At 64.2% G+C, this 22,832-nt stretch carries 18 protein-coding genes; 2 read left to right on the top strand and 16 right to left on the bottom strand.

The features are described from left to right. On the top strand, positions 1-1,065 hold the full coding sequence (locus H0274_RS07195; protein WP_226794230.1) for a hypothetical protein: 1,065 nt from the start codon (positions 1-3) through the stop codon (positions 1,063-1,065). A 35-nt stretch (positions 1,066-1,100) separates the two neighbouring features. Here the strand turns inward: H0274_RS07195 and H0274_RS07200 are convergent, their stop codons facing one another. The 12 genes from H0274_RS07200 to pobA form a co-directional block, all read right to left on the bottom strand. Continuing rightward, complete coding sequence (locus H0274_RS07200) at positions 1,101-2,744, bottom strand: MFS transporter (protein WP_226794231.1); 1,644 nt, start codon at positions 2,742-2,744, stop codon at positions 1,101-1,103. Positions 2,745-2,788: 44 nt separating this feature from the next. After that, positions 2,789-3,763, bottom strand: a complete 975-nt coding sequence (locus H0274_RS07205; RefSeq protein ID WP_226794232.1) for a hypothetical protein — start codon at positions 3,761-3,763, stop codon at positions 2,789-2,791. A gap of 11 nt (positions 3,764-3,774) precedes the next feature. Then, positions 3,775-5,178 carry an MFS transporter gene (locus tag H0274_RS07210; RefSeq protein ID WP_226794233.1) on the bottom strand — a complete coding sequence of 468 codons (1,404 nt, stop codon included), beginning with the start codon at positions 5,176-5,178 and terminating at the stop codon, positions 3,775-3,777. A 67-nt stretch (positions 5,179-5,245) separates the two neighbouring features. After that, positions 5,246-7,705 carry a TonB-dependent receptor gene (locus tag H0274_RS07215; protein WP_226794234.1) on the bottom strand — a complete coding sequence of 820 codons (2,460 nt, stop codon included), beginning with the start codon at positions 7,703-7,705 and terminating at the stop codon, positions 5,246-5,248. A gap of 101 nt (positions 7,706-7,806) precedes the next feature. After that, on the bottom strand, positions 7,807-8,514 hold the full coding sequence (locus H0274_RS07220; protein ID WP_226794235.1) for a glutathione S-transferase family protein: 708 nt from the start codon (positions 8,512-8,514) through the stop codon (positions 7,807-7,809). Beyond that, the gene (locus tag H0274_RS07225) at positions 8,511-9,287 is read right to left on the bottom strand and encodes a glutathione S-transferase family protein (protein WP_226794236.1); all 777 of its coding nucleotides are present in this window, start codon (positions 9,285-9,287) and stop codon (positions 8,511-8,513) included. The genes H0274_RS07220 and H0274_RS07225 overlap by 4 nt, the downstream gene beginning before the upstream one ends. Positions 9,288-9,479: 192 nt before the next feature. Then, positions 9,480-9,860, bottom strand: a complete 381-nt coding sequence (locus H0274_RS07230) for a DUF6152 family protein (RefSeq protein WP_226794237.1) — start codon at positions 9,858-9,860, stop codon at positions 9,480-9,482. 17 nt (positions 9,861-9,877) lie between these two features. After that, on the bottom strand, positions 9,878-10,285 hold the full coding sequence (locus H0274_RS07235; protein ID WP_226794238.1) for a DUF6152 family protein: 408 nt from the start codon (positions 10,283-10,285) through the stop codon (positions 9,878-9,880). A 631-nt stretch (positions 10,286-10,916) separates the two neighbouring features. Continuing rightward, the gene (locus H0274_RS07240) at positions 10,917-11,099 is read right to left on the bottom strand and encodes a hypothetical protein (protein WP_226794239.1); all 183 of its coding nucleotides are present in this window, start codon (positions 11,097-11,099) and stop codon (positions 10,917-10,919) included. 1 nt (position 11,100) lies between these two features. Further along, entirely contained in the window at positions 11,101-15,336 is a 4,236-nt protein-coding gene (locus H0274_RS07245; protein WP_226794240.1) for a translocation/assembly module TamB domain-containing protein, read from the bottom strand. Beyond that, positions 15,336-17,546 carry an autotransporter assembly complex protein TamA gene (locus H0274_RS07250; protein WP_226794241.1) on the bottom strand — a complete coding sequence of 737 codons (2,211 nt, stop codon included), beginning with the start codon at positions 17,544-17,546 and terminating at the stop codon, positions 15,336-15,338. The genes H0274_RS07245 and H0274_RS07250 overlap by 1 nt, the downstream gene beginning before the upstream one ends. Positions 17,547-17,787: 241 nt before the next feature. Beyond that, the gene (pobA, locus tag H0274_RS07255) at positions 17,788-18,957 is read right to left on the bottom strand and encodes a 4-hydroxybenzoate 3-monooxygenase (protein ID WP_226794242.1); all 1,170 of its coding nucleotides are present in this window, start codon (positions 18,955-18,957) and stop codon (positions 17,788-17,790) included. 92 nt (positions 18,958-19,049) lie between these two features. Here pobA and H0274_RS07260 point away from each other — a divergent pair, with 92 nt between their 5' ends. Further along, positions 19,050-19,901 (top strand): helix-turn-helix domain-containing protein, encoded by an 852-nt coding sequence (locus H0274_RS07260; protein ID WP_226794243.1) that lies wholly within the window; start codon positions 19,050-19,052, stop codon positions 19,899-19,901. 141 nt (positions 19,902-20,042) lie between these two features. Here the strand turns inward: H0274_RS07260 and H0274_RS07265 are convergent, their stop codons facing one another. From H0274_RS07265 to H0274_RS07280, 4 genes are read right to left on the bottom strand one after another with little or no spacing between them, the layout of a single operon-like run. After that, positions 20,043-20,465 (bottom strand): hypothetical protein, encoded by a 423-nt coding sequence (locus H0274_RS07265; RefSeq protein WP_226794244.1) that lies wholly within the window; start codon positions 20,463-20,465, stop codon positions 20,043-20,045. Continuing rightward, complete coding sequence (locus H0274_RS07270) at positions 20,462-20,818, bottom strand: c-type cytochrome (protein WP_226794245.1); 357 nt, start codon at positions 20,816-20,818, stop codon at positions 20,462-20,464. Before H0274_RS07270 ends, H0274_RS07265 begins: the two co-directional genes overlap by 4 nt. Beyond that, a complete protein-coding gene (locus H0274_RS07275) occupies positions 20,815-22,368 on the bottom strand; it encodes an FAD-binding oxidoreductase (RefSeq protein WP_226794246.1) in 1,554 nt (517 codons plus the stop codon). The genes H0274_RS07270 and H0274_RS07275 overlap by 4 nt, the downstream gene beginning before the upstream one ends. Before the next feature lie 38 nt (positions 22,369-22,406). Then, complete coding sequence (locus H0274_RS07280) at positions 22,407-22,832, bottom strand: c-type cytochrome (protein WP_226794247.1); 426 nt, start codon at positions 22,830-22,832, stop codon at positions 22,407-22,409.

A 22,832-nucleotide genomic window follows, 5' to 3' on the forward strand; every position in this document is an offset into this window, starting at 1 on the left:
ATGGCATCAAGGAAGTTCGTCGGCGCCGGACTGGCGCTGGCTGTCGCGCTGTCGGCCATCGCCACCACCATCACCAGCCCCGCTGTTGCAGCGGATCGGGCCGGCAAGCCATGGTACAAGCAGACCTGGAACCCGGCCAATGTGAAGCCCTGCGACCGGGAATGTCTGGTAAAGATCGGCGAGGCCTATCTCGCCGCGCTGCAAAGCAAGGACATGAGCGCCCTGCCCTTTGCCGAACAGGTGATCGCCACCGAGAATACCGGCAAGATCACGATGGGCACGGGCCTGTTCTGGCGCGCGAAGATGGAGCCTACCACCTTCAAGATCACCGTCGCCGATCCGGTGCAGGGGCAGATGGCGTTCCAGACGGTGATGAAGATCGACGGCCAGATCGCCATGATCGCCATCCGCATAAGGGTGGAGCGCAACATGATCACCGAGGTGGAACACTGGTATGATCGCAATGTCGCGCCCGAAGCGATGGAACTGCTGACCCATCCGCGCCCGGCCCTGCTGGCCGATGTGCCGAAGGACAAGCGGATGAGCCGCGAATATCTGACCTATGCCGCCGAAAGCTATTTCGACGCGCTGACCGGGGAAGATGGCTCCATCGCGCCCTTCGCCGATGAATGCGTGCGATACGAGCAAGGCTATCAGACCGTGGCCAACAAGCAGCCCGGCCGGGGATCGCCCACACCGAAGATGCCGGACCTCAACACCGAGATGGGCCGTTTCTTCAGCAAGTTGTCCACCATGACCTGCAAGGAACAGATCGATATCGGCGTGTTCAACGGCATCAAGCGCATCTGGCCGCACCGCGCGCTGGTGGTCGATCAGCAGAAGGGGCTGGTCGCGACCTTTCCCTTCTTCGTGCATGACGGCGTGCGCGATCAGGTGGAAGGCGGATTGCAGCGCCCGCAAAGCGGCGCAGGCATGGTCGTGAACCTCACCACCATGGAAACCTTCGGCATCCGCGACGGCAAGATCTACGAAGTGGAAGCCTTCCCCTTCGTGACCATTCCCTATGGCACCATTGACGGATGGACCCACGCCGATCCGAACTGACGATATAGCGGGCCGGAAGGGGGACCGGCCCGCCCCTACCCCAGGGGGTAGGAAACCAGCGTTTCCCCGCTGTCGGGCCCGGCCCTGTGTTCGAAATAGAAGCGCGTCAGCGGCGGCTGCGGGCCGCGATGGCACTGGCTGAGGAAATCGTCATATTCCTTGGCCTCCAGCGTGCGGCGCTGGCGCTGGCGCAGATATTCCGCCCAGCTGCGCACCTGAAACCGCTCCGCCCATAGTTCGGCATTGGTGGCATCCTGCAGCAGCGTAACCTTGCGCGCGCCATCGCGTATGCGGATGTGCTGGCGCGCCGTGACGGCGGCGAGGAAATCGTCCAGCTTCGCGGCAGGCACGATATATTCGATCACCACCACCACGCCGCCGCTTACACCTGCACCCTGCGGTGCCTCAGGCAATTCATGCTCGTCCTCATGCGGGGCCGAGGTCAGCGCGCTCGAATGGACTTCCTCCACCGGCAGGCGCCAGGCGAGCAGAAGGGTGGAGAACAGCACGGCCGAACAGATCATATAGGTCGGGCCGATGCCCACCCGTTCCGCCACATGGCCCCAGTTCCAGGCACCCAGCGTCATCCCGCCGAAGGTGAACATCTGATAGAGCGCCAGCGCGCGGCCAGAAACCCAGCGCGGTACATTCATCTGCACCGAGACATTGAAGGTCGAAAGGCCCAGCACCATGCCCGCCCCAACCACGAACAGGGCAAGGCAGGTCAGCGGCAGGTAACGGGAAAGCCCGATCCCCGCCAGCGCGGCGGACGTCACCACAATGGCCAGGCGGATCAGCACTTCGCCGGAGAAACGGTTGCGCAGGCGCCCCAGTTGCGCCGCCCCGATCACTGCACCAATGCCCATGCAGCCCATCAGCAGGCCGAACACGGTGGCCCCGTGATGCAGCAGATCGCGCGCCACCAGCGCCATCAGGGCAACGACGATGGAGGAACAGAAGCCGAAGCACATCGCCCGTAGGATCACCCGGCGCACCGGCGCGGAATGAAGCGCATAAGTGACCCCATCGCGCATGGCGGCAAAGACGGAATCCGAATCCATCGCAGCGCGCCGTTCCGGCCGCCAGTTCATCAGCACCGCGATCAGCGCCAGATAGCTGACGGCATTGAGCGCGAAATTGACACTGCTGCCCAGCGCCGCCACCAGCACCCCGCCCAGCGCGGGGCCCAAGGTGCGGGCGATGTTGAAGCCCATGGTATTCAGCCCCACGGCATGGGGCACCTTTTCCCGCGGGACGAGATCGCCCACGGTGGATTGCCAGGCGGGCGCCATGATCGCCTGCCCCGATCCCACCACGAAGGTCAGCAGCAACAGCAGCGCCGGCGTCACCAGCCCGGCAAAGGCCAGCCCCGCCAGCACGCCCGATGCCAGCAGCATCAGGATCTGCGCGCCCAGCAGCACCAGCCGCCGGTCCAATATGTCCGCCAGCGCCCCCGCCGGAAGCGAGAAAAGCAGGATCGGCAGAGTGGACAGGGCCGTGACCAGCGCCACCATTTCCGGCGAGCGGGCGAGCGAGGTCATCAACCACGCTGCGCCCACCTGCTGGAGCTGGCTGCCGATCGAGCTGATTATGCTGGCCAGCCAGATCGCCAGGAACACCCTGTGCTGCAGGGGCGACCATGTGCCTGGCCCCTGCGGCTGGGTTTTGATTTGCGCCATGTTTGCCCGCTATTGCCCGAATTGAGGGTTCAGGATTTCGGGGTTCAGCGGCTCCAGCCCGGATCGGAATGATACGGCACGGTAGTGCCGACCGCCTCCACCTGCTGGATCAGCCCTTCCTTCAGCTTGAAGGCTTCAGCCAGTAGGATGCTCGACGGCTTGTTGAACATGCCGATATCCACCTTGCGGCCATCGGGCATGACCAGTTCCTTCTTGCAGCCGCAATGATCGAACACCGCGAAGGCGAACACAGCCTGGCGTTCCTCGTCCACGATGGGGAAGCGACGATCGTGCACTTCGGTGACGACGCCATAGAGCCCGGTGGAAAATTGTTCCTTGCAGCCCATGCCCCCGATATCGATGCCGCCCATGCGCACGATACCGGGATTGTTGCTGGTCAGCGTGCCGTTTTCCAGCCGGTCGCAATCGTCGGTGAAGGGGTAATATCCCTTGCCGTCGTTGTTTTCGATAGCGTTGAAGTAATGATTGGCCGCCGCGATCAGTTCCTGCCGGCTGAGGCGCTTGCCGGCGGGCGGCACTTCGGACCACAGCGCCTTGGGCTTCTGCATCTTTTCCAGATTCCCATAGCCCGCATCGTTCCAGGCCGGGCCCGCGCCGGTGCGGTAAGTGACGATCTCCACCTCGCTGATCTTGCCCAGATGCAGCCGCACCCGCGCGCCCAGCGTCAGGCCGTGGCCATTCTCGTCCATGGTGGAGAACAGGCCGAACTGGCCGGTGGCCGGATCGGCAAAGACATGGCGATAGGCGCCAACCTTGCTGATCGTCTGCCACATGCCATTGTTGAAGCCCATGGCCTGACCGTTCTCGGTATAGCGGGCATCCTTGGCCAGCGGCAGGCGGGAGGCATCGCGCGCGGCAAGGGCATCCAGCAATTGCCCCGCCATATCCTCCATACAGGCGCGTTCGCAGGGGATCGGCGCATCCTTGGCCTGAGCGGCGGCGGGAGCGGCAACAAGGCCGAGCAGTGCCGCCGTGGCGGCCATCAATGTCTTGATCATCATTCTCTCCCTCAGGCAGCTTGCGCGTCTTCGGCGTTCAGTCGTTCCACTTCCCGGCGGAAGGGTTTGAGCCCCAACCAGGTGACGGCCAGCGCCACGGGCAGGAACACGATGTGCAGCAGCATGATCGACCACCTCAGATCGTCAGGCGATGTGAAGATGTAATCGGTGGTCAGGCCGGTAACCAAAGGCGCGAGGCCCACGCCCACCACGGTGTAGATGAACAGATACAGCGTCATCACCTGCCCGCGGATCTCGTTGGGCGCGATGGCCAGCATCACCGCATTCAGCATCGGCCCGTTCATGCCCAGCGACAGATAGGCCACCGCGCTGAAGGCCATGGCCAGTTCCGGCGTGGGCATCAGCGGCTGCAGGATGGCGAAGGGAATGGCGACAAACCGCGTATAGAGGATCACGCGATAGGCCCCTGCCGGATCACCCCGGTTCTGGAACCATTCCGCCCATTTCGCCCCGAGATAGAGCCCGGCGAGCATGGCGAAGATCGAAACGACGCCCGACGTGATCCCATATTGCGCAGGGGACCAGCCATAGGTCCGCTCGAAGAAGGCCGCGCCCCATGCCCGTCCGCCTGCATCCAGCGATCCGATGGTCAGCCCGATGAACATCGGCCCGAACACCGCGAAATGCAGCCACAGATAACGGATCGTAGTGCCAAAGCCGGTCTTGCTGGATTTCATCCGCAGGTTGTGCCGGGGCGGTTCCTTGACCGTGAACAGCAGCAGCGAAATCAGCAGGCCGGGCAGGCCAACGCCCACCAGCACTACCTGCCACGGGCGCAACACGCCCACGATCGGCAGTTCGGGCGAGCCGACCGTGGCCACCAGCCAGATCATCATGCCCCCCAGCAGCAGCGACAAGCCGCTGCCCGCGACCGAGCCGATCTGCAGGGTGGAAACGGCGCGCGGCAGCTTCTCACGCGGGAAGCAGTCCGCAACCATGGAATAGGCCGTGGGTCCATTCACGGACTCCCCTGCCCCCACCACCACGCGGGCGACGAAAAGCTGGGCGAAATTGCTGGCAAGGCCGGATGCGACCGTGGCCAGGCTCCAGATGATCAGCCCGCCCGCGATGATCCATTTGCGCGTCCAGCGGTCGATAAAGCGGGAAAAGGGCACGGCCACCAGGGCGTAGAAAATCGCCTGCGTGGGGCCGAGCAGCATCCCGGCTTCGGAATCGGTCAGTTGGAAGTCGACCTTGATCTGCTGGATCAGCAGGCCAAGGATATTCTGGTCCAGCATGGCACAAGTGGTGATCGCGGCAAGAATGCCCACCGTGTACCAGGCCTGCGACGGCGGAGGATAAGCCGGTGCGGCCGGCGTGCTTGCCGCCTCCGTCTTCTCGCCCGGCGGCGTTACCAATCCTATGCCGGATTCATCTGCAGCAATGCTGCCCATTCGCTCTCCCCTTCTTCACCTTGTGCCGGAAGGCGGAGCGCATGCCCCGCCTTCCCGTCAGCTACGCTCAGAATTCCTTGCGCAGCGTGAGTGACCATTCCCGCGGCCTTCCGACCGTCGCACTGAGGAAGCCGTAGCTTTCCCGCTGGTCCGTTATGGTGGTGAGGTAATACTCATCGAACAGGTTTGTCACTGCCGCCGCGAGCGAGAACCCCAGATCCTTGTTCGCATAGGTCAAACGAAGGTTCACAAGGGCATAGGCGGGCTGCACCGAGGATTTCGCCAGCAAATTGTTGGAATAGGCAATGTCGGACCGATAGCTGACATCGACACGCGGGGTCAGCGTCTGGTTGTCGTCCAGATCGGCGTCATACTGGATCGCGCCTGAGAGGTTCCACTTGGGTACGCGGGTCTGCGGGCTGTCCAGCGTCAGGCCCTGCGTCGTGGCGAGCAGTTCCTTGTAGCGGAAGTCCGTATAGCCGACATTGCCCGAGATCATCAGGCCCGGAGCCGGACGGGCCATGGCTTCCACTTCGAAGCCCTTGATCTCCGCATTGCCGACATTTTCATTGCAGAAGATCGCGCAGGCGCCGCTGCGATAGGCCGGATCGCGCAGGGTGCCCACGATCTTGTCGAATTCGGTCAGATAGGCCGCGGCATTGAGGCGCAGCATATTGTCGAACAGGTTCGACTTGAAGCCGACTTCATAGGACTTCACGTCTTCCGCCTGCAGCGAGAAAATCCCGCTCGCGCCGAAGGGACGGGCGTTGAAGGCCGATGCCGTAAAGCCCGTGGAATAGGACGCGTAGAGGTTCACATTGTCCGAAGCCTCATAGGCGATCGAGAAGCGCGGATTGATACGGTCGTCATGGTTCTTGCCGGTCGAAACGAAGTTCAGCACGCTGAGGTTCGAAGGCGAATAATCGCGGTCGAACGTGTAGGTCTTCTTCTCGTTGGAATAGCGCACGCCTGCCGACAGGGTGAGCCGTTCGACCGGATGGAGGTCCACCGCGCCGAACAGGGCCCAGCTCTTCAGCGTGGCCGTATCGTCGCTGAAGAAGTCCAGCGCCTGTGTGAAGCCTTCGGTCTGCACACGAGCCGGGTTGAGCGTTTCGGTGTCGAGATAATAGGCGCCCAGAGTGTAATCGAGCACATCGTTGAAGGTGGAGCCCAGCAGGCGCAGTTCCTGGCTGAACTGGCGGTGGGTCATGCCGTTGCGCACTTCCTCCACCGGCACGGCCAGCAGGCTCTGGCCGAAATCACCTGTATATTTGCGATAGGCGGTGATCGAGGTCAGGTGGACGTCGTCGGACAGATTGGCTTCGATCGTCAGCGATCCGCCATAGGCTTCCATCGTGCCTTCGGGCGGATTGACCAGGCCGGTGCGCTGGTTGCCGTAGCGGGCATAGGTGCTGTAGCCATCGGGCGATTCAAACGAGGCAATCACTGCCTGCAGCTTTTCCGGCGTCGAAACGTCGAAGCCGTAATAGCTTGTGCCCAGGCCCTTCAGCCATTTGGCGAGGCCGTTATTGTCCACTCCGCCCACGGGAATGGCGCCGCCGGCCAGACCGGTTTCCGGATTGATCAGCGAAGACTGCGTATCGATGATGACTTCGGCGGAGCTCTCGGCCGTTTCCTTGGTGTAGTCCCCCGAAAGATAGACCTGCACATCGCTGCTCGGCTCATAGCCCAGCGTGCCGCGGAAGCTGTAGCTGTGCCCGCCGCCCAGCGTGCCGATCTGGCAACTGTCGTTATTGACCGGCCCCAGGCCGATGCCGCCGACCTGAGCATTGCCATATTGCGGATAGACGCATTTGTAATCGAGCCGCTTGACGTGGCCTTCCTGCCCCTTGGCATTGGCCACCACGCGCAGGGCGAGCTGCTCGGTCAGGCCCAGATCGTAGGCGCCCCGCATCTGATAACGCTCGCGGCTGCCGCCGGTGACTTCGACATAGCCGCTATTGTCGCCCTTGGGCTTCTTGGAGATCAGGCGCAGCGCGCCGCCCACCGAGTTGCGGCCGAACAGGGTGCCCTGCGGCCCGCGCAGCACTTCCACCCGCTCCAGATCGAGCACGTCGAACACCGAGCCATAGGTGGTCGCGTAATAGACATCGTCCACATAGAAGCCGACGCGCGGCTCGAAGGCGGTCAGGAAGTCCGCCTGGCCGAGGCCGCGAATGAAGGCCTGATTGGTCTGCGCGCCATAGCCGGAGCCGCCGCTGGTCATTTCCACGTTCGGCACCGAATTGGCGATGTCGAGCACATTCTTGACGCTGCGCTGTTCCAGTTCCTCGCTGGTCACTGCCGAAATGGCGATGGGCACATCCTGCAGCGCCTGTTCGCGGAACTGGGCAGTGACGATGATCTCCTGATTGACGTTCTTGCCGCCGGTTTCATCGTTTTCGGCAAAGGCCGCGTGAGGCGCGACGATCGCGGCCCCCAGCGCGACCCAGCTGGCGCGGGCGGCGAATTTCCGGGCGGCGAATTTCCGGGCGAATAGCCGCCGGGCGGGCTTGGCATTGGTCATTTTCTCTCTCCCCATTGTCCTGTTTGATCCGGACCGGCCGGGCTCCGTCCTTGTGCGGATGCTCCGGCCACTTCATTCAACCTCTTCTCAACCTTGCCCCGTCACCCCCAGCGCCCCGGTTCGGGCCCCATGGTGGCGACAATCGGCATGTCCCCGGCCGCCTCGCGCACCGCCGGCCTCTCCGCCACGCGGGCGAGCCAATCCTGCGCCCCGGCAGGCAGAGCGATGCCCAGGGCGTGAAATTGCGCGAGATGCGGATAGGCGGCGATGTCCGCCATCGAATAGGCCGCGCCTGCCAGCCAGCCTGTGGCGGCGGCATCCTGCGCCACCCGCGCGGCGGCCTTTTCCAGCGCCTGACGGGCGGCTGCGACCTGCTCTTGCGAAAAACCCGCCAGCGCCTGGCGCCACAGGGCCGCGCGTGCGGGAGGCAACCGCTCTGGCCGCGCATCCGCCACGCCGCCAAGCTGCGCCCAACGGGCGATGGCGAGGTTCGGCGCGATATGCGTTTCCACATATTTGCCCCATTTGTGGACCGCATATCGCGCCTGAGTGCCTTCTCCGCCAAGCGACGGTTCGGGGAAGGCCTCGTCGAGATAAAGCAGGATGTGGAACGTGCCCGTCAGCGTCCTGCCATCGGCCAGCAGCACCGGCACCTGCCCTTCCGGGTTGAGTTCCAGAAATGCCTCGGAATGGTTCTCGCCCCCCGCAAGGTCGATTGGGTGGGACGTGAAATCCAGCCCCTTTTCCGCCAGTGCGATCAGCGCCGATGCGGAATGTCCGGTGGGCCCGCCGTGATACAGCTCGATCATGCCGCATCCTCCACGCCCAGCAGGCGGCGGACATCGGCGGCCCTTTGCGTGATGAAGCCCCGCCCCGTGCCGAAGCCGCGCTGGAGGCCGGGCCGCGCATGGCAACGCCGCAGCCAGGCCATCATATGCGGGCGGCGGGCGTCGTTCACATCGTCGGGATAGGATTGCGGCAGGTGATAGAAGGTGGCCATCACATTGATGTCCGCCAGCGAGAATTCCTCGCCCGCCAGATAAGGCGCTTCCGACAACAGATCTTCAAACAGATCGAAGCTCTCGGCAATGCGGCGGGCGGATTCATCCAGATCGGCCTGCGGGGTCTTGCCGAACATCAGCTTTTCCCACGCGGCGCGACGTTCGGGCAGCGGGATCTTTTCGAGTTCGCGGCGCTTCTCCGCCTCGTCCACGTCGGCATAGCGCGGGGCGGCAAGGCGATTGGAAGCGAGCATCGCCAGCGATGGCGCCACGACATTATCCATATACCGCATCACCTGGCGCATCCGCCAGCGCCACCACGGATCGGCCGGGCGCAGCGCCGGTCCATCGAAGGCATCGTCGATATATTCCATGGCCGGGGTGGATTCGGTCATCACAAAGCCGTCATGGACGACGGCGGGGATCGTCCCGTCGGGGTTGATCGCAAGAAAAGCCGGAGAAAACTGTTCCAGCTTGCCCATGTCGATATAATGATGCGTGAAAGGAACCTGCTTTTCACACAGGCAAAGCAAAGGCTTGCCTGAATTTGCATTGGGTTCCCAGGTGTAAACCTCAAGCATCGCCTCTCCATTATTCGCCCATCTGGTGCGGGCGATTTTGTTGAGCCTATCGGTGCATATTGAGTCAGTCAATAATGTATTTTTGCAAAGTCAAAAAGGTTCGCCCGGCGCGAGGCCGGGCGAACGATCAGCATGGAAATTCGTGGGATCGGTGAGGAATTTCCCGCTGACCTGAGCTATTGCTTGGGCAGTTTAGCCGACGGTTCCCAGGGTCTTTCCGTCAGTCAGCCGCACGCCGACATAGCTGCCGCCCTTGCTGCCATCACGCAGCGGATGGACATAGAGCTTCACCTTGTCGCCGGGCTTCAGCGTGGTCCGTTTCCAGCCTTCATTCACCAGATTGTTGGGGCTGTTCATCTCGATCGCCCACAATTCCGCCCCGCCCTTCACCGCGGCATTCGCCTCGATGAAGGAATGGGGATTCTGCCAGCGGAAGCGCACGATCGTGGCATCCAGTGCCACGGTCTTGCTCATGTCGAACATGGCATAGCTGTGATGCGCCCCGGCGGGCGGCGCGGCGAAGGCAGCAGCCAGCAAGAGCGTGGCCAGAACCGGTTTTGCAATGCGGCGCATGGAATGCCTTCCCATCCTCAGAACACGTTCACGGGCTTGCCGTCCTTCGGCAGGCCGGAATCGAGCAGCTTGCCGTCAGCCTTCTTCAGATCGAGGAACAGCCCGCCCGGCTTGCCGTCACGCAGCGGGTTCATCCGCAGAGAGATCTTGTCCCCCGTCTTGAGCGAGGCCCGGCTCCAGCCCTGCCGCTTGAGGTTGTTGGGGCTGTTCAGTTCGATGCTCCAATGGACGACCTTGCCGCCGCCCGGTACGTCGATCTCGATAAAGGCGTGCGGGTTGGTCCACTGGAACTCGGACACGGTACCCACCAGCGTGACGATCTTCTTCTGATCGAACATCGCGAAGCTGTGATGCGCCTGTGCCGGCCCGGCAAAGCCCAGCGGCAGCGCCAATCCCAGCAAGGCCAGCGTCATGCGTTTACTCACCCGAACCTCCTTCTCGGTGGCCCCGCCACTCAACACAGGTTTTACGTTCATCTTTTTGATACAGTCAATAAGCCATTCGCACATTTGGGATGAAGCGAAAACACTCTGAAATCAGCGGCTTCGCCTATCAGGCTTGACATTTGTAACCCATTTGGTTATATGCGCACCCATCCTGCATCTCAAAACAGGATATGGAACCGGGAGGCGGCTCGGCCGGCTTGCCTTCCCCTCCTTCGCGGGTGCTCCTGCATACAACAGGAGATGTCACTCCCGCATCGCGGCCGGCGCTCATGCGTCAGGGACAGGCCCCGCAAGGCCGGTCCAGCCGCCGGATCGGATATGGCGCGGCACCAGCCGCGATGGAAGTGCGCCCCGTGCGAGCCCGCCCGCGCTTCCCAGCCGCTCCGGACAGGGTCGAGCCTTGGCGCGCAGCGGAACAGGCGCCAAAGCCATTCGCAAGATAAACCTTCCGTACTGCCCCCGGCGCATTGCCGGCCGCGCGGTTCCTCTGCTTTTCCCACGGCGTTACGTCCGGGCTCGCCGCCGGATGATGGGGGGTGTTTGCGCCCCACCAACCCAACCTTCGTCATTCCCGCGCAGGCGGGAATGACGAGAGGGGGGATAATCGCCCCTACTTCCCGCTCTCCGGCGTTTCCATCCCGGGCTTCTCGGTCATCCGCTTGTCCAGCTCGGCCTGCATCGCTGCCGCCTCGCTCGACAATTGCTTTTCCTTTTCGGCATAACGCTGGTCGAAATCCGGTTTCCCGCATCCCGCCAGCGCAAGGCACATCAGACAGAGGGCCGCGCGGCGCATCTCAGTAATCCTTGCGGTAGCGGATATTGACATTCGATCCGCCGAAGCTGCCCATCTGGCTCAGCACCGAGAGCGAGCGGGTCAGGCTGATTTCGATCTGGGTGGCGGTATAGCCGCGCGCATCGGTCACGATCTCAACATAGATGTCGTTGGTGATATATTGCCCCACCGCCACCGCCGTGCCGCGCCCATTGGCCTGATCGGCATCGAGAATGCGGATACGGTCGATCCCCGATGCCGATTGCAGCACGCCCAGCGGGCTGAACCCGCCCGAACCGCGCAAGGCGTTGAGCGAGGAGGCAAGCTGCACTGCCTGAATGGTGGACAATTCGCCAATAGAGCTGCCGAACAGGATGCGCGCCAGGATCTCGTCCTGCGGCAAGGCGGGCGTGGAGCTGAAGGTAATGCGCGGATTGGCGGCCGATCCGGTCAGTTCCAGCGCGACATCCACATCGTCCGCCTCGCCCTCCGCCGTTACCGACAGGGTGGGATTATAGGGATTGCCATCGCTGAACCGGATGTGGCCCGTTCTCAGATCGAAGCTGCGCCCGGCAAAGCCCAGCGTCCCGCGCACCAGATCGATCCCGCCGGTAATGCGCGGATTGCCCGTGGTGCCGCGCAGCTTGATGTCGGCGGACCATTCGGATTCCATCCCCATCCCGCTGACGAATACCCGTTCTGGCGCCACAACATCCACTTCCAGCCGCCAGTTGGAAGGCACGCCGGAAATTGCATCGGGCTTTGCATCCTTGCGGGCCAGCGCCGCCTGATTGAGCGCCTCCTGCGCCTCGTCCGACTTGCGTCGGATGCCGGTGAGCGTGCGGATCTGCGCCGCCCCTTCGCGCACGATGCGATAGCGGGTTTCGGGCAGGCGGATCGTGCCGCGGATCACGGCGGGTTCGCCCGGATTATTGACGATCGCCAGCGTGCCCGTGGCGCGCGCTTCCATCCCCGGTGCATCGGCCAGCCGCGCATTGTCGAGCTTGAGGTCGAGCTGGAGCGGATAGCCCCGCTCGCTCGACAGGCTGACGAAGCCGCTGCCGCTGACCGTGCCGTTTCCGGCAGTGGCCGTAAGCTCGCTCACTTCCAGCCGGTCATCGGTGAAAGTGCCGCGCACCCGCATCCTGGTGAGCCGCGTGCCATAGGTATCGTTCACATAGGTCAGATCGTCGGCCCGGACGACGCCGGTCAGCGAAGGGGACTGGACCCGACCGGTGAAATCCGCCGCCACGCCAATCGCCCCGGTCAGATGCTGGTCCGGCAAGGCGGCGAGCGAGAACAGCACGCTGGCCGGGCCATTATAGCGGATGCCGCCGCCCAAAGGCGCTGCCATCAGCCGCGTGATCCAGCTGCCGCTTTCCGGCCCCAGTGGCCGCAGATCGGCATTGGCCCGGCCAACAACACTGCCATTGCGTTCCACCACCGCGCGCAGAGTGCCGCCATCGGGCTGCAAGCGCCCGACCATTTTCAGATCGACCGGCTGGCTGATCGAGGCAAGGCTGGTGCGGGTAAAGCGCTGCACCGTCAGCCGCGCATCGGCGCTGGGGAAGCCATCGCCCTGCTGGGAGAAATCAATGCTCCCCGATGCTACGCCGCCCAGCCCCAGTTCGGGCATGACCGGGCGCAACACGGCAAGGTCCACATCCTTGAGCCGTGCCTGCAGCTTGGTTTCGGGGCCGTAAGTGCCGGCAAGCTGGACGCTGCCCTGCCGCAGGGCGAGGTTGGTGGTCAGCAATTCATAAATGCCCTCGCCCAGCCTGATCCGGGCGGGATTGACCGTCTGGAAGGCGATGCCCCCCGCATTGCCGCGCAGCGCCACGCGCCATTGTTCAGGCGCCATCTGGGCATTGGCGGCAATATCGAACGGCGTGCCGCGATTGCCCCTGGCCAGCAGCTTGGCCGTGCCCGATCCGCCGCGATAATCCACTTGCGCCCGTGCCCGTTCCAGCGCGAAGCCCTGCATGGCGAGCCCGGCCACCTGCACGTCGGCCACCACATGCGGCTTGTCCAGCAGGGTAATATCCGCCGTGGCGATAGCGCGAGAGATGGAAAGCCGCGCCGGGCTGCCCAGCACGGCATTGCTGGCCGTGGCATTCACCAGTGCCCGCTGCGCCTCTCCCTCCGCCAGCAATTGCACCTGCCCGTCGATGCCGGAGCCATTGGCGGTAAGCGTGCCGGTGAAAGGTCCGGCGGCGCTCTGCACCACCCGGCCCGCCAGATTGACGCCCGCGAAATTGCCGCGATTGATGTCGATGGTCAGCGGCCCCGTGCCCGACAGGATCGCAAGATCGGCATCGAAGGGCCCGTAATCGCTCTCCCCCGTGGCCAGCAGGGCATAGCCACTATCGCTGCCCTTGATCTCTGCCCGCAGATTGGCCAGCCCCACGCCCAGCCCCGGCTTTTCCGCCATGACCACGGCTACAGGGCGCGCCAGCGTGCCGTTTACCGCCAGCGAAAGCGGGCCATATTGGTCCGAAATGCCCGCGCCGGTGAAGCCGATCGCGCCATCGGGACGATAGAAGCCGCTGCCATTGGCCATGCGGAATTGCGGCGCGGCGACACGCATGGCCGAAACCCGCGCCACTCCGTCCGTACCATAGGAAATATTGGCCGAGATCAGCCCGTTGCCGCCGAGAAAATCACGCGCGGATTCGTTGAATATCTCGCGGCTGCGTGCCGTAACGGAACCGGCGATGCGGAAGCCGTTACGCTCGGTCTTGAGGTCCAGCTTGCTGGAAATGTCGAAGCGCCCGACGCTGGCCACGGCATAATTGCCGATCCGCCCGTTCAGCCCGCCCGTATAGAGCCCGGTGGAAACATCGGCCACCAGCACGGCAGTCGCGTCTATCCGGTCGGAACGGATGCGCAGATTGTCGGACAGGATACGCGGCCATTTCACCGCCAGATCGCCATCCAGACGCACATTGGTGAGCAATTCGCCCGCCGCCGCGTCCAGCCCCTCAATCATCCGCGCGCGGGCATGGACCGGCACCAAAACCTGATCCGCATCCACCCGGCCCTGCCCATTGGCGGCCAGCCCGACAATCGCCGTATCGCCAAAGCCCAGCCGGGCGGCGTTGATCGTATAGGCAATGCGCGGCGTGGCGAAGGCGCCGTCCAGCTTCAGGCTGGCCACCACGCCCTGCCCGCGGAAATCGGGCGCAATGGCGGCGGCGCGCAGCAGGCGGAAATCCAGCGCCAGATCCTCGAACCGGTTTTCGCCCAGATCGACCAGGCCATCTGCGGCCAGGTGAAAATTGGCATTGTCCAGCGTGCCCTTGATATCGGCGCGGCGCTGGTCGAGCGTGGTGGCAAGGTCGAGCCGGGTGGCAGGCTCGAACATGGTTGCGCCGGAAGCGGGCAGCAGCAGGCCAGGGCTCGCCTTGCCCTTGACGCCGAAAGTCCCGTTGCGCGCACTCAGCGCCAGATCGGCCAGGCTGGCCTTGCCATAGGCGCCCGTCAGCGCGCCGTCCCACTTGGCCCAGTCACCTTTGCCCGAAAGTTTCGCGGTGAGCGGCTCGGCCTTGCCGGTGAGGCCCGCCACCAGCCCATCGGCCGGGGCAGAAAGATCGAGCGCGATATCCAGCCGGTTCTTCTCCGGCACGGCGTCCAGCTTCAGCACCAGCCGGTCGCCCCCGGCAAGGCCATCGCCCGCCAGAGCCTGCGCCCGCGCATCCACTATCGCCCGGCGATCCGCGATCTGCACTGTGCCGTTGAGCGAGGCCACATGGCGCTGGCCGGTCACTGCCGGGTCGATCTCGATCCGGGCGATGTCCAGCTTGGCCACATCGATATCGAGATCGGGCAGCAGCGGCTCGTTCGTCTCCACCGCACGGAATTCCGGCAGGCGCTTAACCTGCACCAGCGGCGCAGTGAGCGAGCGGATGTCCACATGGTTGGACAGATAGGCAAAGGGCCGCCAGTCCATTTTCGCGCGCGGCGCAAGGGCGAAGGCGCCTTTCGGATCGCCGATCTGGAGGTCGATGACTTCCAGCTTGTTATAGATCGAACCGTCGATCCGCCCGACATGGACGGTCATGCCGTTCTGAAATTCCAGCGCATTGATCTGCCGCGCAACGAAGCGATGCCCGCCCGGTGTATCGATCCACACCAGCCCGCCGCCCACTGCCAGCACGATCAGCGCCAGCAGGCCGGCCAGTATCAGCCACAGCCGCCTGAAGCGCCGCTCCGGTGCCTTGTGCTCCTCTTCAGGCGCGGTGAGCATATCGTCCGCCATCAGAAAGCCTGCCCGATCGAAACATAGACCGCCACGCGGGATTCGCCCGGCTTGCGGCCCAGCGGGGTCGCCACATCAAGGCGCACCGGGCCGAAATTGGTATAAAACCGCCCGCCGATCCCCACACCGAAGCGGATATCGTCAAAACCCGGCGTGGAGCTTTCATAGACCTGCCCGGCATCCACGAAGGCCACCACGCCATAATCGCCAAAGCGATAGCGCGCCTCCACGGCCCCTTCGACCACGCTGCGCCCGCCCACGGGATTGTTGTCGGGATCTTTCGGGCCCAGTTCCTGATAGCCGAAGCCGCGCACCGATCCGCCACCGCCTGCATAATAGCGCCGCGACGGGGCAAGGTCTTCCCGCCCGGCGCCGATGATGGAGCCCACCCTGACGCGGCCCGCCAGCACGAAGCTGCCGAAGGAGCGGTAGGCCGATCCTTCCACCATGCCGCGGCCGTAGAACAGGTTCTGGTCCCCGCCGGAATATTCGGGCGAAAGCTTCAGGTTGAGGCGGAAACCGCGCACGGGATCGAGCAGATCATTGGTGGTGTCGAAGCCCACCTGCCCCGGCAAAGCGGCGACGTAATAGGTCTGCCGCTCTCGCGCCTGACGGGCGAAGACATAGCTCTTTTCGCTACTGGCCAGCAATTCGAAGCCATAGGAATAGGTCAGCTTCTTCTGCCAGATCGGCGTGCTGTCATAGCTGATCCGCCCGGCCAGCCGCCCGGTATAGGCATTATAGGCATCGTAATTGCTGTGCAGAGCGGTGAGCGAAAGTTCCACCGTCCGGTCCCGCCGCCCGGCGTTGGACCGGCGGAAGGTGGCGCCAAGGCCCTGTTCCTGCGTGCCGGCCACCCCGCTCAGGATCAGCGCCCCTTCGGGCGGGAACAGATTGCGATGGGTCCAGCTTCCTTCCGCACGCAGGCCCTGCCCGGTGCTGTAACCGCCGCTCAGCGAGATCGACCGCTGCGGCCCCTTGCTCTGCCGCACGATCAGATCGGCAAATTCCGTATCGTCGCCCGCGTCGCGGCCTGTCCTGCCCGGCTCCACCGCCACCACGGAGAACAGGCTTGTAGCCACCAGCGCATCGCGCAAATCGTCCAGCTTCTCCGCATCGTAAAGGTCGCCCTTGCGGAACCGCGCGAGGACATAGATGTGCTCCGGATCGAACACGGGATCGCCCTGGGTGATCACATCTCCGAAGCGCGAACGCGGGCCCGGCGTGATCGGCAAGGTGTAATCTCCGGTGCGGGTTTCCTCGTCCAGCAGGATGTCGCGCTGGCCCACCTCGGCGAAGGGATAGCCATTGCGGGGAAGGCGCACGGCAATCGCCGCCTCTGCCGCCAGCACATCTTCCGCCAGGATCGGATCGCCCGGCTTGAGCGGGAAATTGCGGTTTATGAGGTTATCGGGGACCACCGGGGGCGCATCGAAGGCGATTGTCCCGAAGGCATATTGCGGCCCCGGGCGCACCGTCAGGATCGCATTGGCCCGCCCTTCCTGGCCGGGAGCAGGCAGTTCGATCGCAGGATCGACCTCTGCGTCGAAATGGCCTGCGGCGGACAGAATATCGGCCAGCAATTGCCGGTCCGCCGTGAGACGAGAACTCAGCTGCGTGCCGGTTGCGGAACTGCCATCGCCGTCATCCAGAGCGGAAATCCCGCGGAAGCGCGAACGAACCTCGCTCTCGCTGACAGTGCCCTGCAATCCATCCAGCCCGTCGATCCGCCAGTCATAGCGCAATTGCCGGTCGAGATCGGTATCCTCGCCCAATGCCCTGGCATCGACGGGCTCCAGATCGAATTCGGAAAGCGGCGGAAGTGGCTGGTCGAGCGAACTGTCCAGCGGGATCGGTTCGCCCATATCGTCCAGCATCGGCAGCGAGGCAGCGCGCGCGGCCTCTTCGCGCTCATCCGCGCCCTGCACGCGCACCGGCATGGCGCCAGCCCGGCGCACAGCCTCTTCCTCCAGCCGTTCCTGCTCGGCCTCCCACTCCTCGATGCTTTCGAGATTGCCTTCGAGAGGAGGAATCGCCTTTTCGAAATCCTCGTCGGTAATGATCGGCTTCCGGGCGGCATCTCCAGCCTGCCCGCCGTCCCCCGCCTGCCCTGCTTGCCCAGCCTGCCCCGCCTGCCCTGCCTGCGAAGCCTGTTCCTGCGCGGCTGCCGGCGGGCACAGCGCGGCCGCCAGCGCCAAACACGCTGCCACGCGCAGGCCGCACGCTATTGAAACCGAAGGGATTTGGTCGGACGAATTCCGGCCGAGAATAGCCACATGGGTCTCCAGGCAGACAGGCAGGGGAGACTAGATGGCAGTTGCGCGGAGAGAAAGGCCCTTCCTCTCCACCCGCGCCGACATGTGCGGCAGAGCCGCCCAATGGCCCTCAAGTGACTGCCAGAGCGAGGCAATTCGCCGCGCGAATGCCCCGCTCTGGCCACAAAAGGTGCGGTCAGACCGGCAGGCCGACGTAATTTTCCGCAATCGCGGTGCGCGCGGCGCGGCTGGAAGCGATATAGTCCAGCTCCGCCACCTGCATTGCCCGCTCGAACGGGCCATCCTGCGGGAAGCGATGCATCAGCATGGTCAGGGACCAGCTGAACCGCTCCGACTTCCACACGCGGGCAAGCGCCTTGCCCGAATAGGCGGAAATGGCATCCGGATCGTTCCGCTTGAAGAAACCGGTCAGCGCATCGGCGGCGTAAAGCACGTCGCTGGCTGCAAGATTGAGGCCCTTGGCTCCGGTGGGCGGCACGATATGCGCGGCGTCTCCGCACAGCAGCAGGCTGCCGTGGCGCATGGGCGCGAAGACATAGGAACGCAGCGGGGCGATGCTCTTTTCCAGCGAAGGCCCGCGCGTGATGCGCGATCCGGCATCGGGGCCGAGGCGGATGGCCAGCTCGTCCCACAGCCGGTCATCGCTCCACTCCTCCACCTTGTCGGTCAGCGGCACGTCCACATAATAGCGGCTGCGCGTTTCGCTGCGCATGGAAGCGAGCGCGAAACCGCGTTCGTGATTGGCGTAGATCAGCTCGTGATTGCAGGGTGGGACATCGGCCAGAATGCCCAGCCAGCCGAAGGGATAGACCTTCTCGAATGCCTGCCCGGCATTGGCCGGGATCGCCTGGCGGCTGGGCCCGTGGAATCCGTCGCACCCGGCAATGAAGCGGCAATCGATCCGGTGGGTCGCGCCATCCTTGCTATAGGTGACGTAAGGCGCATCGCTTTCCACATCGTGCAGCGTCACATCGCCTGCCTCGTAGATCACTTCCAGCCCCCGCTCCGCGCTGGCCTCCATCAGGTCGCGCGTCACTTCGGTCTGGCCATAGACGGTCACATGCTTGCCGGTGAGGTCAGCCATATCGATGCGGATCAGCCGCTCGCCATCGGCAAGATTGAAGCCGTCATGCACCAGCCCTTCGGCCTTGAGCCGGGCATCGAGGCCCAGCCGCGCCATGAGGTCCACCGTCACTGTTTCCAGCACGCCCGCCCGGATGCGACCGAGCACGTAATCGCCGGTCTGGCGTTCCAGAACCACGCATTCGATGCCCTCCGCCCGCAGCAGATGGCCAAGCATCAGCCCGGCAGGGCCTGCGCCGATAATGCAAACCTGGGTCTTCATCGTCCTCACCCGAATAGTCGAAAGTGGCGATTTGAGCTTGTGCGCAAAAAAATGGAAGGGACGCGGGCGACCATCTCTGGTATTTTCCGGACATGGTTCGCAGCTCTACCCCGGTCCCGCATTATGCCCTGTATGGCGAGGATACGTCGCCGGAATTCGGCGATTACGTGCATTGCGAGACGATCGCGGCGCGCAGCCGCCTGTATGAATGGGAAATCTCCGCCCATCGCCATCTGTCCCTTTCTCAGGTGCTTTTCCTCGCCTCCGGCGGGGCGGATATCGTGCTGGAGGGCAAGCATTCCCGCGCCACGGGGCCGCTGCTGGTCTTTGCACCGCAAGGCGCTGTCCATGGCTTCCGCTTCACCGAAAACGCCGTAGGCTTCGTGCTGACGCTCTCCCGCGAGTTCCGCGTGGCAATGGGCCAAGACGATCCGCTGGCCGCCTATCTGTCCGCCGCCGCTCTGGTGCCGCTGGACCTGCGGGCCAAGCGGCGGCTGATGGTGCTGGGACGGCAATTGCTGGAAGCCCAGCGCGACAGTGCCGGGCAAGGCCGCGCGCTGCTGGAACGGGCACTGGCGGAAAGCTGGCTGCGCGTCGCCACGGCCCCGCTGGCGCAGCCCGAGACGCCCGGCCTTGCGCCCCAGCTCGCCCGCTTCCAGACGCTGGTGGAGCGCCATTATCGCGAGCACCTGCCGCTATCCTTCTATGCCGAGGAACTGGGATGCACGGAGCGGACATTGTCCCGCCTCACCCGCGCCGCCTGGGGCATCGCGCCGAGCGAAGTCCTCCACCGCCGCATCGCGCTGGAAGCCCGCCGGGTGCTGCGCTTCACCAATGCCAGTTGCAGCGAAGTGGCGGAGGAACTGGGCTTCGATGACCCGTCATACTTCTCGCGCTTCTACCAGCGCATGACCGGACGCAGGCCGAGCGAGGAGAAGAGGTAGGCGATATTACGCCAACCCTTCCGTTACCCTGAACTCGTTTCAGGGTCCATTTCGCCGGATCGAGCGGAAGTCAGTGCGGAGGAATGGATGCTGAAACAAGTTCAGCATGACGTTGAAAAAGGACCAGCGAATAACGCCCCCTCACCCCATCACCCAGACAAAAGCTGTCCCCCGCCCTTCACCCATGGCGGCAAACAGATCCGCCACCGGCTGAGGTGCATCACTGCCATCCGCGATCAGGCGGAAGTCCCGGCCCTGTTCGCGGGCGATGCCCTGCGCGAGGACCATGCCGGAATAGCCGGTGACACCCGCCAGCATGCGACCGTCGGACAGCCAGGGGGCACCCTTGCCATAGAACAGCCCGCCAAGGTCATTACCCTGCTCGGATAGCGGCATGGCGCCCTTCCTCACATGGCCTGCGGCAAGGCGGCCTGCGGGGAGCGTGGGGTCCGCGATGATCGCGGCCGTCGGCCCCGGCATTGCAAAGGCAACCCCCGGCACCAGCGCGGCGCCGGCGGCGAGGACTGCCCCGCCGAGGACCTGCCTGCGACTGGCCTGCATCACTTCGCCTCCGGATTGTTGCGGGTAAGATAGGCGGCGATCTGGCCAAGCTGCTCGTCGCTCACTTCCACGCGGGTGATCGCGGGCATGGAGCCGATGCCTTTACGCACCACAGCCTCCACATAGGACGGATCGAGATCCCTGCGATTGGCGAGCATCGCATCACCCTCACCCAGACGGCGGGCGAGCATCATCGTGCCGGTGCCCACCTTGGCGTGGCACAGCGCACATTTCGCCTCGAACAGTTTTTCCCCCGCCGCGACCCTGTCACCACCGGCAGGCACGGCAGGTGTCACGGCATAGGCCGTTCCGGCGGCAAGCAGGGCGAACCCCGCGAAAGCGATCAGGCCCTTCATGCCGCGCCTCCCTTGAAGGCCGTGCCGATCCCGTTCTTGCCCGGCGCGATGATGCCGTTGGGATCGAGCATGGCCTTCAGCCGCTCGTTGAGGCGGAACAGGGCGTGATTGTTGAAATCGAAGCCGCGCGCGATCCGGTCCATGAAGTCGGGATGCGTGCGATATTCGGCATAGCCCATCTTCGCGGAATCCTCGATCAGCGTCTCGAACAGCTTCCTGGTCCGCGCGATCATATCCGCATTGTCGCGATCATAGATCAGCAGGTTCACATTGCTGATGTGGCGGCGGCCCATGGTGAAGCTTGTGTAGTAATCCAGCCCCGCCTCCTCGAAGCGCGCCTTCATCCGCTTTGCCTGCGCCAGCGCCAGCGCGCCGTCCGGAGGCATGACGGGCGAGAAGCCGACATGCCCGCCCCGGCCGCCGTGCCAGTTGACGATCTGCAAGGCCAGCACGCTGGGAATGCCTCGCGCGGATTTCTCGATCGGATCGCCCTTGCGCCATTCGGTGAATTCCAGCGCCTTGCCCAGCTTCGGCTCGATCATGTCGCGCAGCACCTGCATGTGGCTTTTCACCGTGCCTTCATAGCCGAACAGGCGCAGGGTGAAGCTCCACCAGCCGGAACCGTAATGATCGATGATCTTCTGGCTGACATCGTCAGGGATCGCGCCCGGCCCGTCATACCATTCGGAACGCTGGGAGAAGACCGAGGCATCGTGCAGGTAATTGCCGAAGACGATATTGTGCTGGATCACGTCACGGCGGCGCAGTTCGGCCAGCACGTCCACAGCCCAGGAAATATCCTCGAACTTCGGCAGGTTGATCGTCACCTTGGCCGACATTTCCGGCTCGGGCTGGAGCCAGACCCCGGCCTTGGTAACGACACCGAAATTGGACTGGACGAACATCTGTGCCCAGTCCGGCCCGAAGCCATGCTGGTAATGCTGCCAGGCCTTGCTTCCCTCCATCGCGCCCATGCCGGTGCGGACGATCTCGCCATCGGGCAGGACGACCTCCAGCCCGCAGAGCATATCGGTATGGTCGCCAAAGGGGGTGTAGCCGATGCCGCGTTCCAGCGCGTTGCCGATCACGCTGCCCCAGGCATTGCCGGGCACCGACATCCACAGCGGAATGTCGTTATCCTTGAGGTGATTGTAGAGATCGAAGAAGCCCACCCCCGGCTCGATCAGGGCATGGGCAAAATGCCCATCCGCCTCGATCCGGTTCATCCGGCTCATATCCAGCACCACCGTGCCGGGAATCGCCGGAGCGGCGGAGCCGTAGCCCAGGTTCTTCCCCCGCCCCACCGGCCACAGCGGCATCTTGTGGCGGTTGGCCACGCGCAGCAGCGCCTGCACTTCCTCCACGCTGGCAGGAGCCAGCGCAGCGGAAGGCGCATGATTGTGCCCGTCGCCCAGCGCATAGGCGTCCAGATAGGTCTCGCGGTCGCTATCGGTCGCCAGCACCCACCGATCGCCCACGACCGAGCGAAAATCCGCAAGAGCCGCATCGAAGGCGGCGGCGCTTATGCCCTTGGGCAGCACCAGTTCCATATGTTCTCCCAACTCCCCTTCTTGCGGGGTCGATTATGCTACTTCACCGCGCTCGCCTCTGCCGTAGCCTTCAGATAGGCCGCCACTGCATCCACATCCGCATCGCTCAGCTCGCTCTTGCGGAACATGGGCATGGCGCCGATGCCGTTACGGACGAACAGACGCAGCGTATCTCCATCCAGATCGTCCCGCAGCTCCAGCGCGCCGGGAATCTCACCCTGATAGCGCCTTTCCAGCGTCATGGTGCCCGGCAGCATCGGCGCGCCATCGTCCCCCGGCCCTGCCCCGTGGCAAGGCGCGCAATTTTGCTCGAAGATAGCGCGGCCGGGCAAATCCGCCTTCACGACATGCGGCGCGGCGGCAGGGCCGGGGACAGCCGCTTGCGCGGTCTGCCCTCCCACCCCTTCGGCCCCGAAGATCGCGACGGCGAGCGATGCCACGGCAAGGGGGGGAACCAGCAGCAT

Source organism: Fulverythrobacter ferritrahens (assembly GCF_020539485.1).
GTDB classification, from domain to species: domain Bacteria; phylum Pseudomonadota; class Alphaproteobacteria; order Sphingomonadales; family Sphingomonadaceae; genus Andeanibacterium; species Andeanibacterium ferritrahens.

What these genes read in the sequence shown, in the direction of transcription:
- H0274_RS07195 (WP_226794230.1), top strand. Translation starts at nt 1, where the DNA reads ATGGCATCAAGGAAGTTCGTCGGCGCCGGACTGGCGCTGGCTGTCGCG.
- H0274_RS07200 (WP_226794231.1), bottom strand. Translation starts at nt 2,744, where the DNA reads ATGGCGCAAATCAAAACCCAGCCGCAGGGGCCAGGCACATGGTCGCCC.
- H0274_RS07205 (WP_226794232.1), bottom strand. Translation starts at nt 3,763, where the DNA reads ATGATCAAGACATTGATGGCCGCCACGGCGGCACTGCTCGGCCTTGTT.
- H0274_RS07210 (WP_226794233.1), bottom strand. Translation starts at nt 5,178, where the DNA reads ATGGGCAGCATTGCTGCAGATGAATCCGGCATAGGATTGGTAACGCCG.
- H0274_RS07215 (WP_226794234.1), bottom strand. Translation starts at nt 7,705, where the DNA reads ATGACCAATGCCAAGCCCGCCCGGCGGCTATTCGCCCGGAAATTCGCC.
- H0274_RS07220 (WP_226794235.1), bottom strand. Translation starts at nt 8,514, where the DNA reads ATGATCGAGCTGTATCACGGCGGGCCCACCGGACATTCCGCATCGGCG.
- H0274_RS07225 (WP_226794236.1), bottom strand. Translation starts at nt 9,287, where the DNA reads ATGCTTGAGGTTTACACCTGGGAACCCAATGCAAATTCAGGCAAGCCT.
- H0274_RS07230 (WP_226794237.1), bottom strand. Translation starts at nt 9,860, where the DNA reads ATGCGCCGCATTGCAAAACCGGTTCTGGCCACGCTCTTGCTGGCTGCT.
- H0274_RS07240 (WP_226794239.1), bottom strand. Translation starts at nt 11,099, where the DNA reads ATGCGCCGCGCGGCCCTCTGTCTGATGTGCCTTGCGCTGGCGGGATGC.
- H0274_RS07245 (WP_226794240.1), bottom strand. Translation starts at nt 15,336, where the DNA reads ATGGCGGACGATATGCTCACCGCGCCTGAAGAGGAGCACAAGGCACCG.
- pobA (WP_226794242.1), bottom strand. Translation starts at nt 18,957, where the DNA reads ATGAAGACCCAGGTTTGCATTATCGGCGCAGGCCCTGCCGGGCTGATG.
- H0274_RS07260 (WP_226794243.1), top strand. Translation starts at nt 19,050, where the DNA reads ATGGTTCGCAGCTCTACCCCGGTCCCGCATTATGCCCTGTATGGCGAG.
- H0274_RS07270 (WP_226794245.1), bottom strand. Translation starts at nt 20,818, where the DNA reads ATGAAGGGCCTGATCGCTTTCGCGGGGTTCGCCCTGCTTGCCGCCGGA.
- H0274_RS07275 (WP_226794246.1), bottom strand. Translation starts at nt 22,368, where the DNA reads ATGGAACTGGTGCTGCCCAAGGGCATAAGCGCCGCCGCCTTCGATGCG.
- H0274_RS07280 (WP_226794247.1), bottom strand. Translation starts at nt 22,832, where the DNA reads ATGCTGCTGGTTCCCCCCCTTGCCGTGGCATCGCTCGCCGTCGCGATC.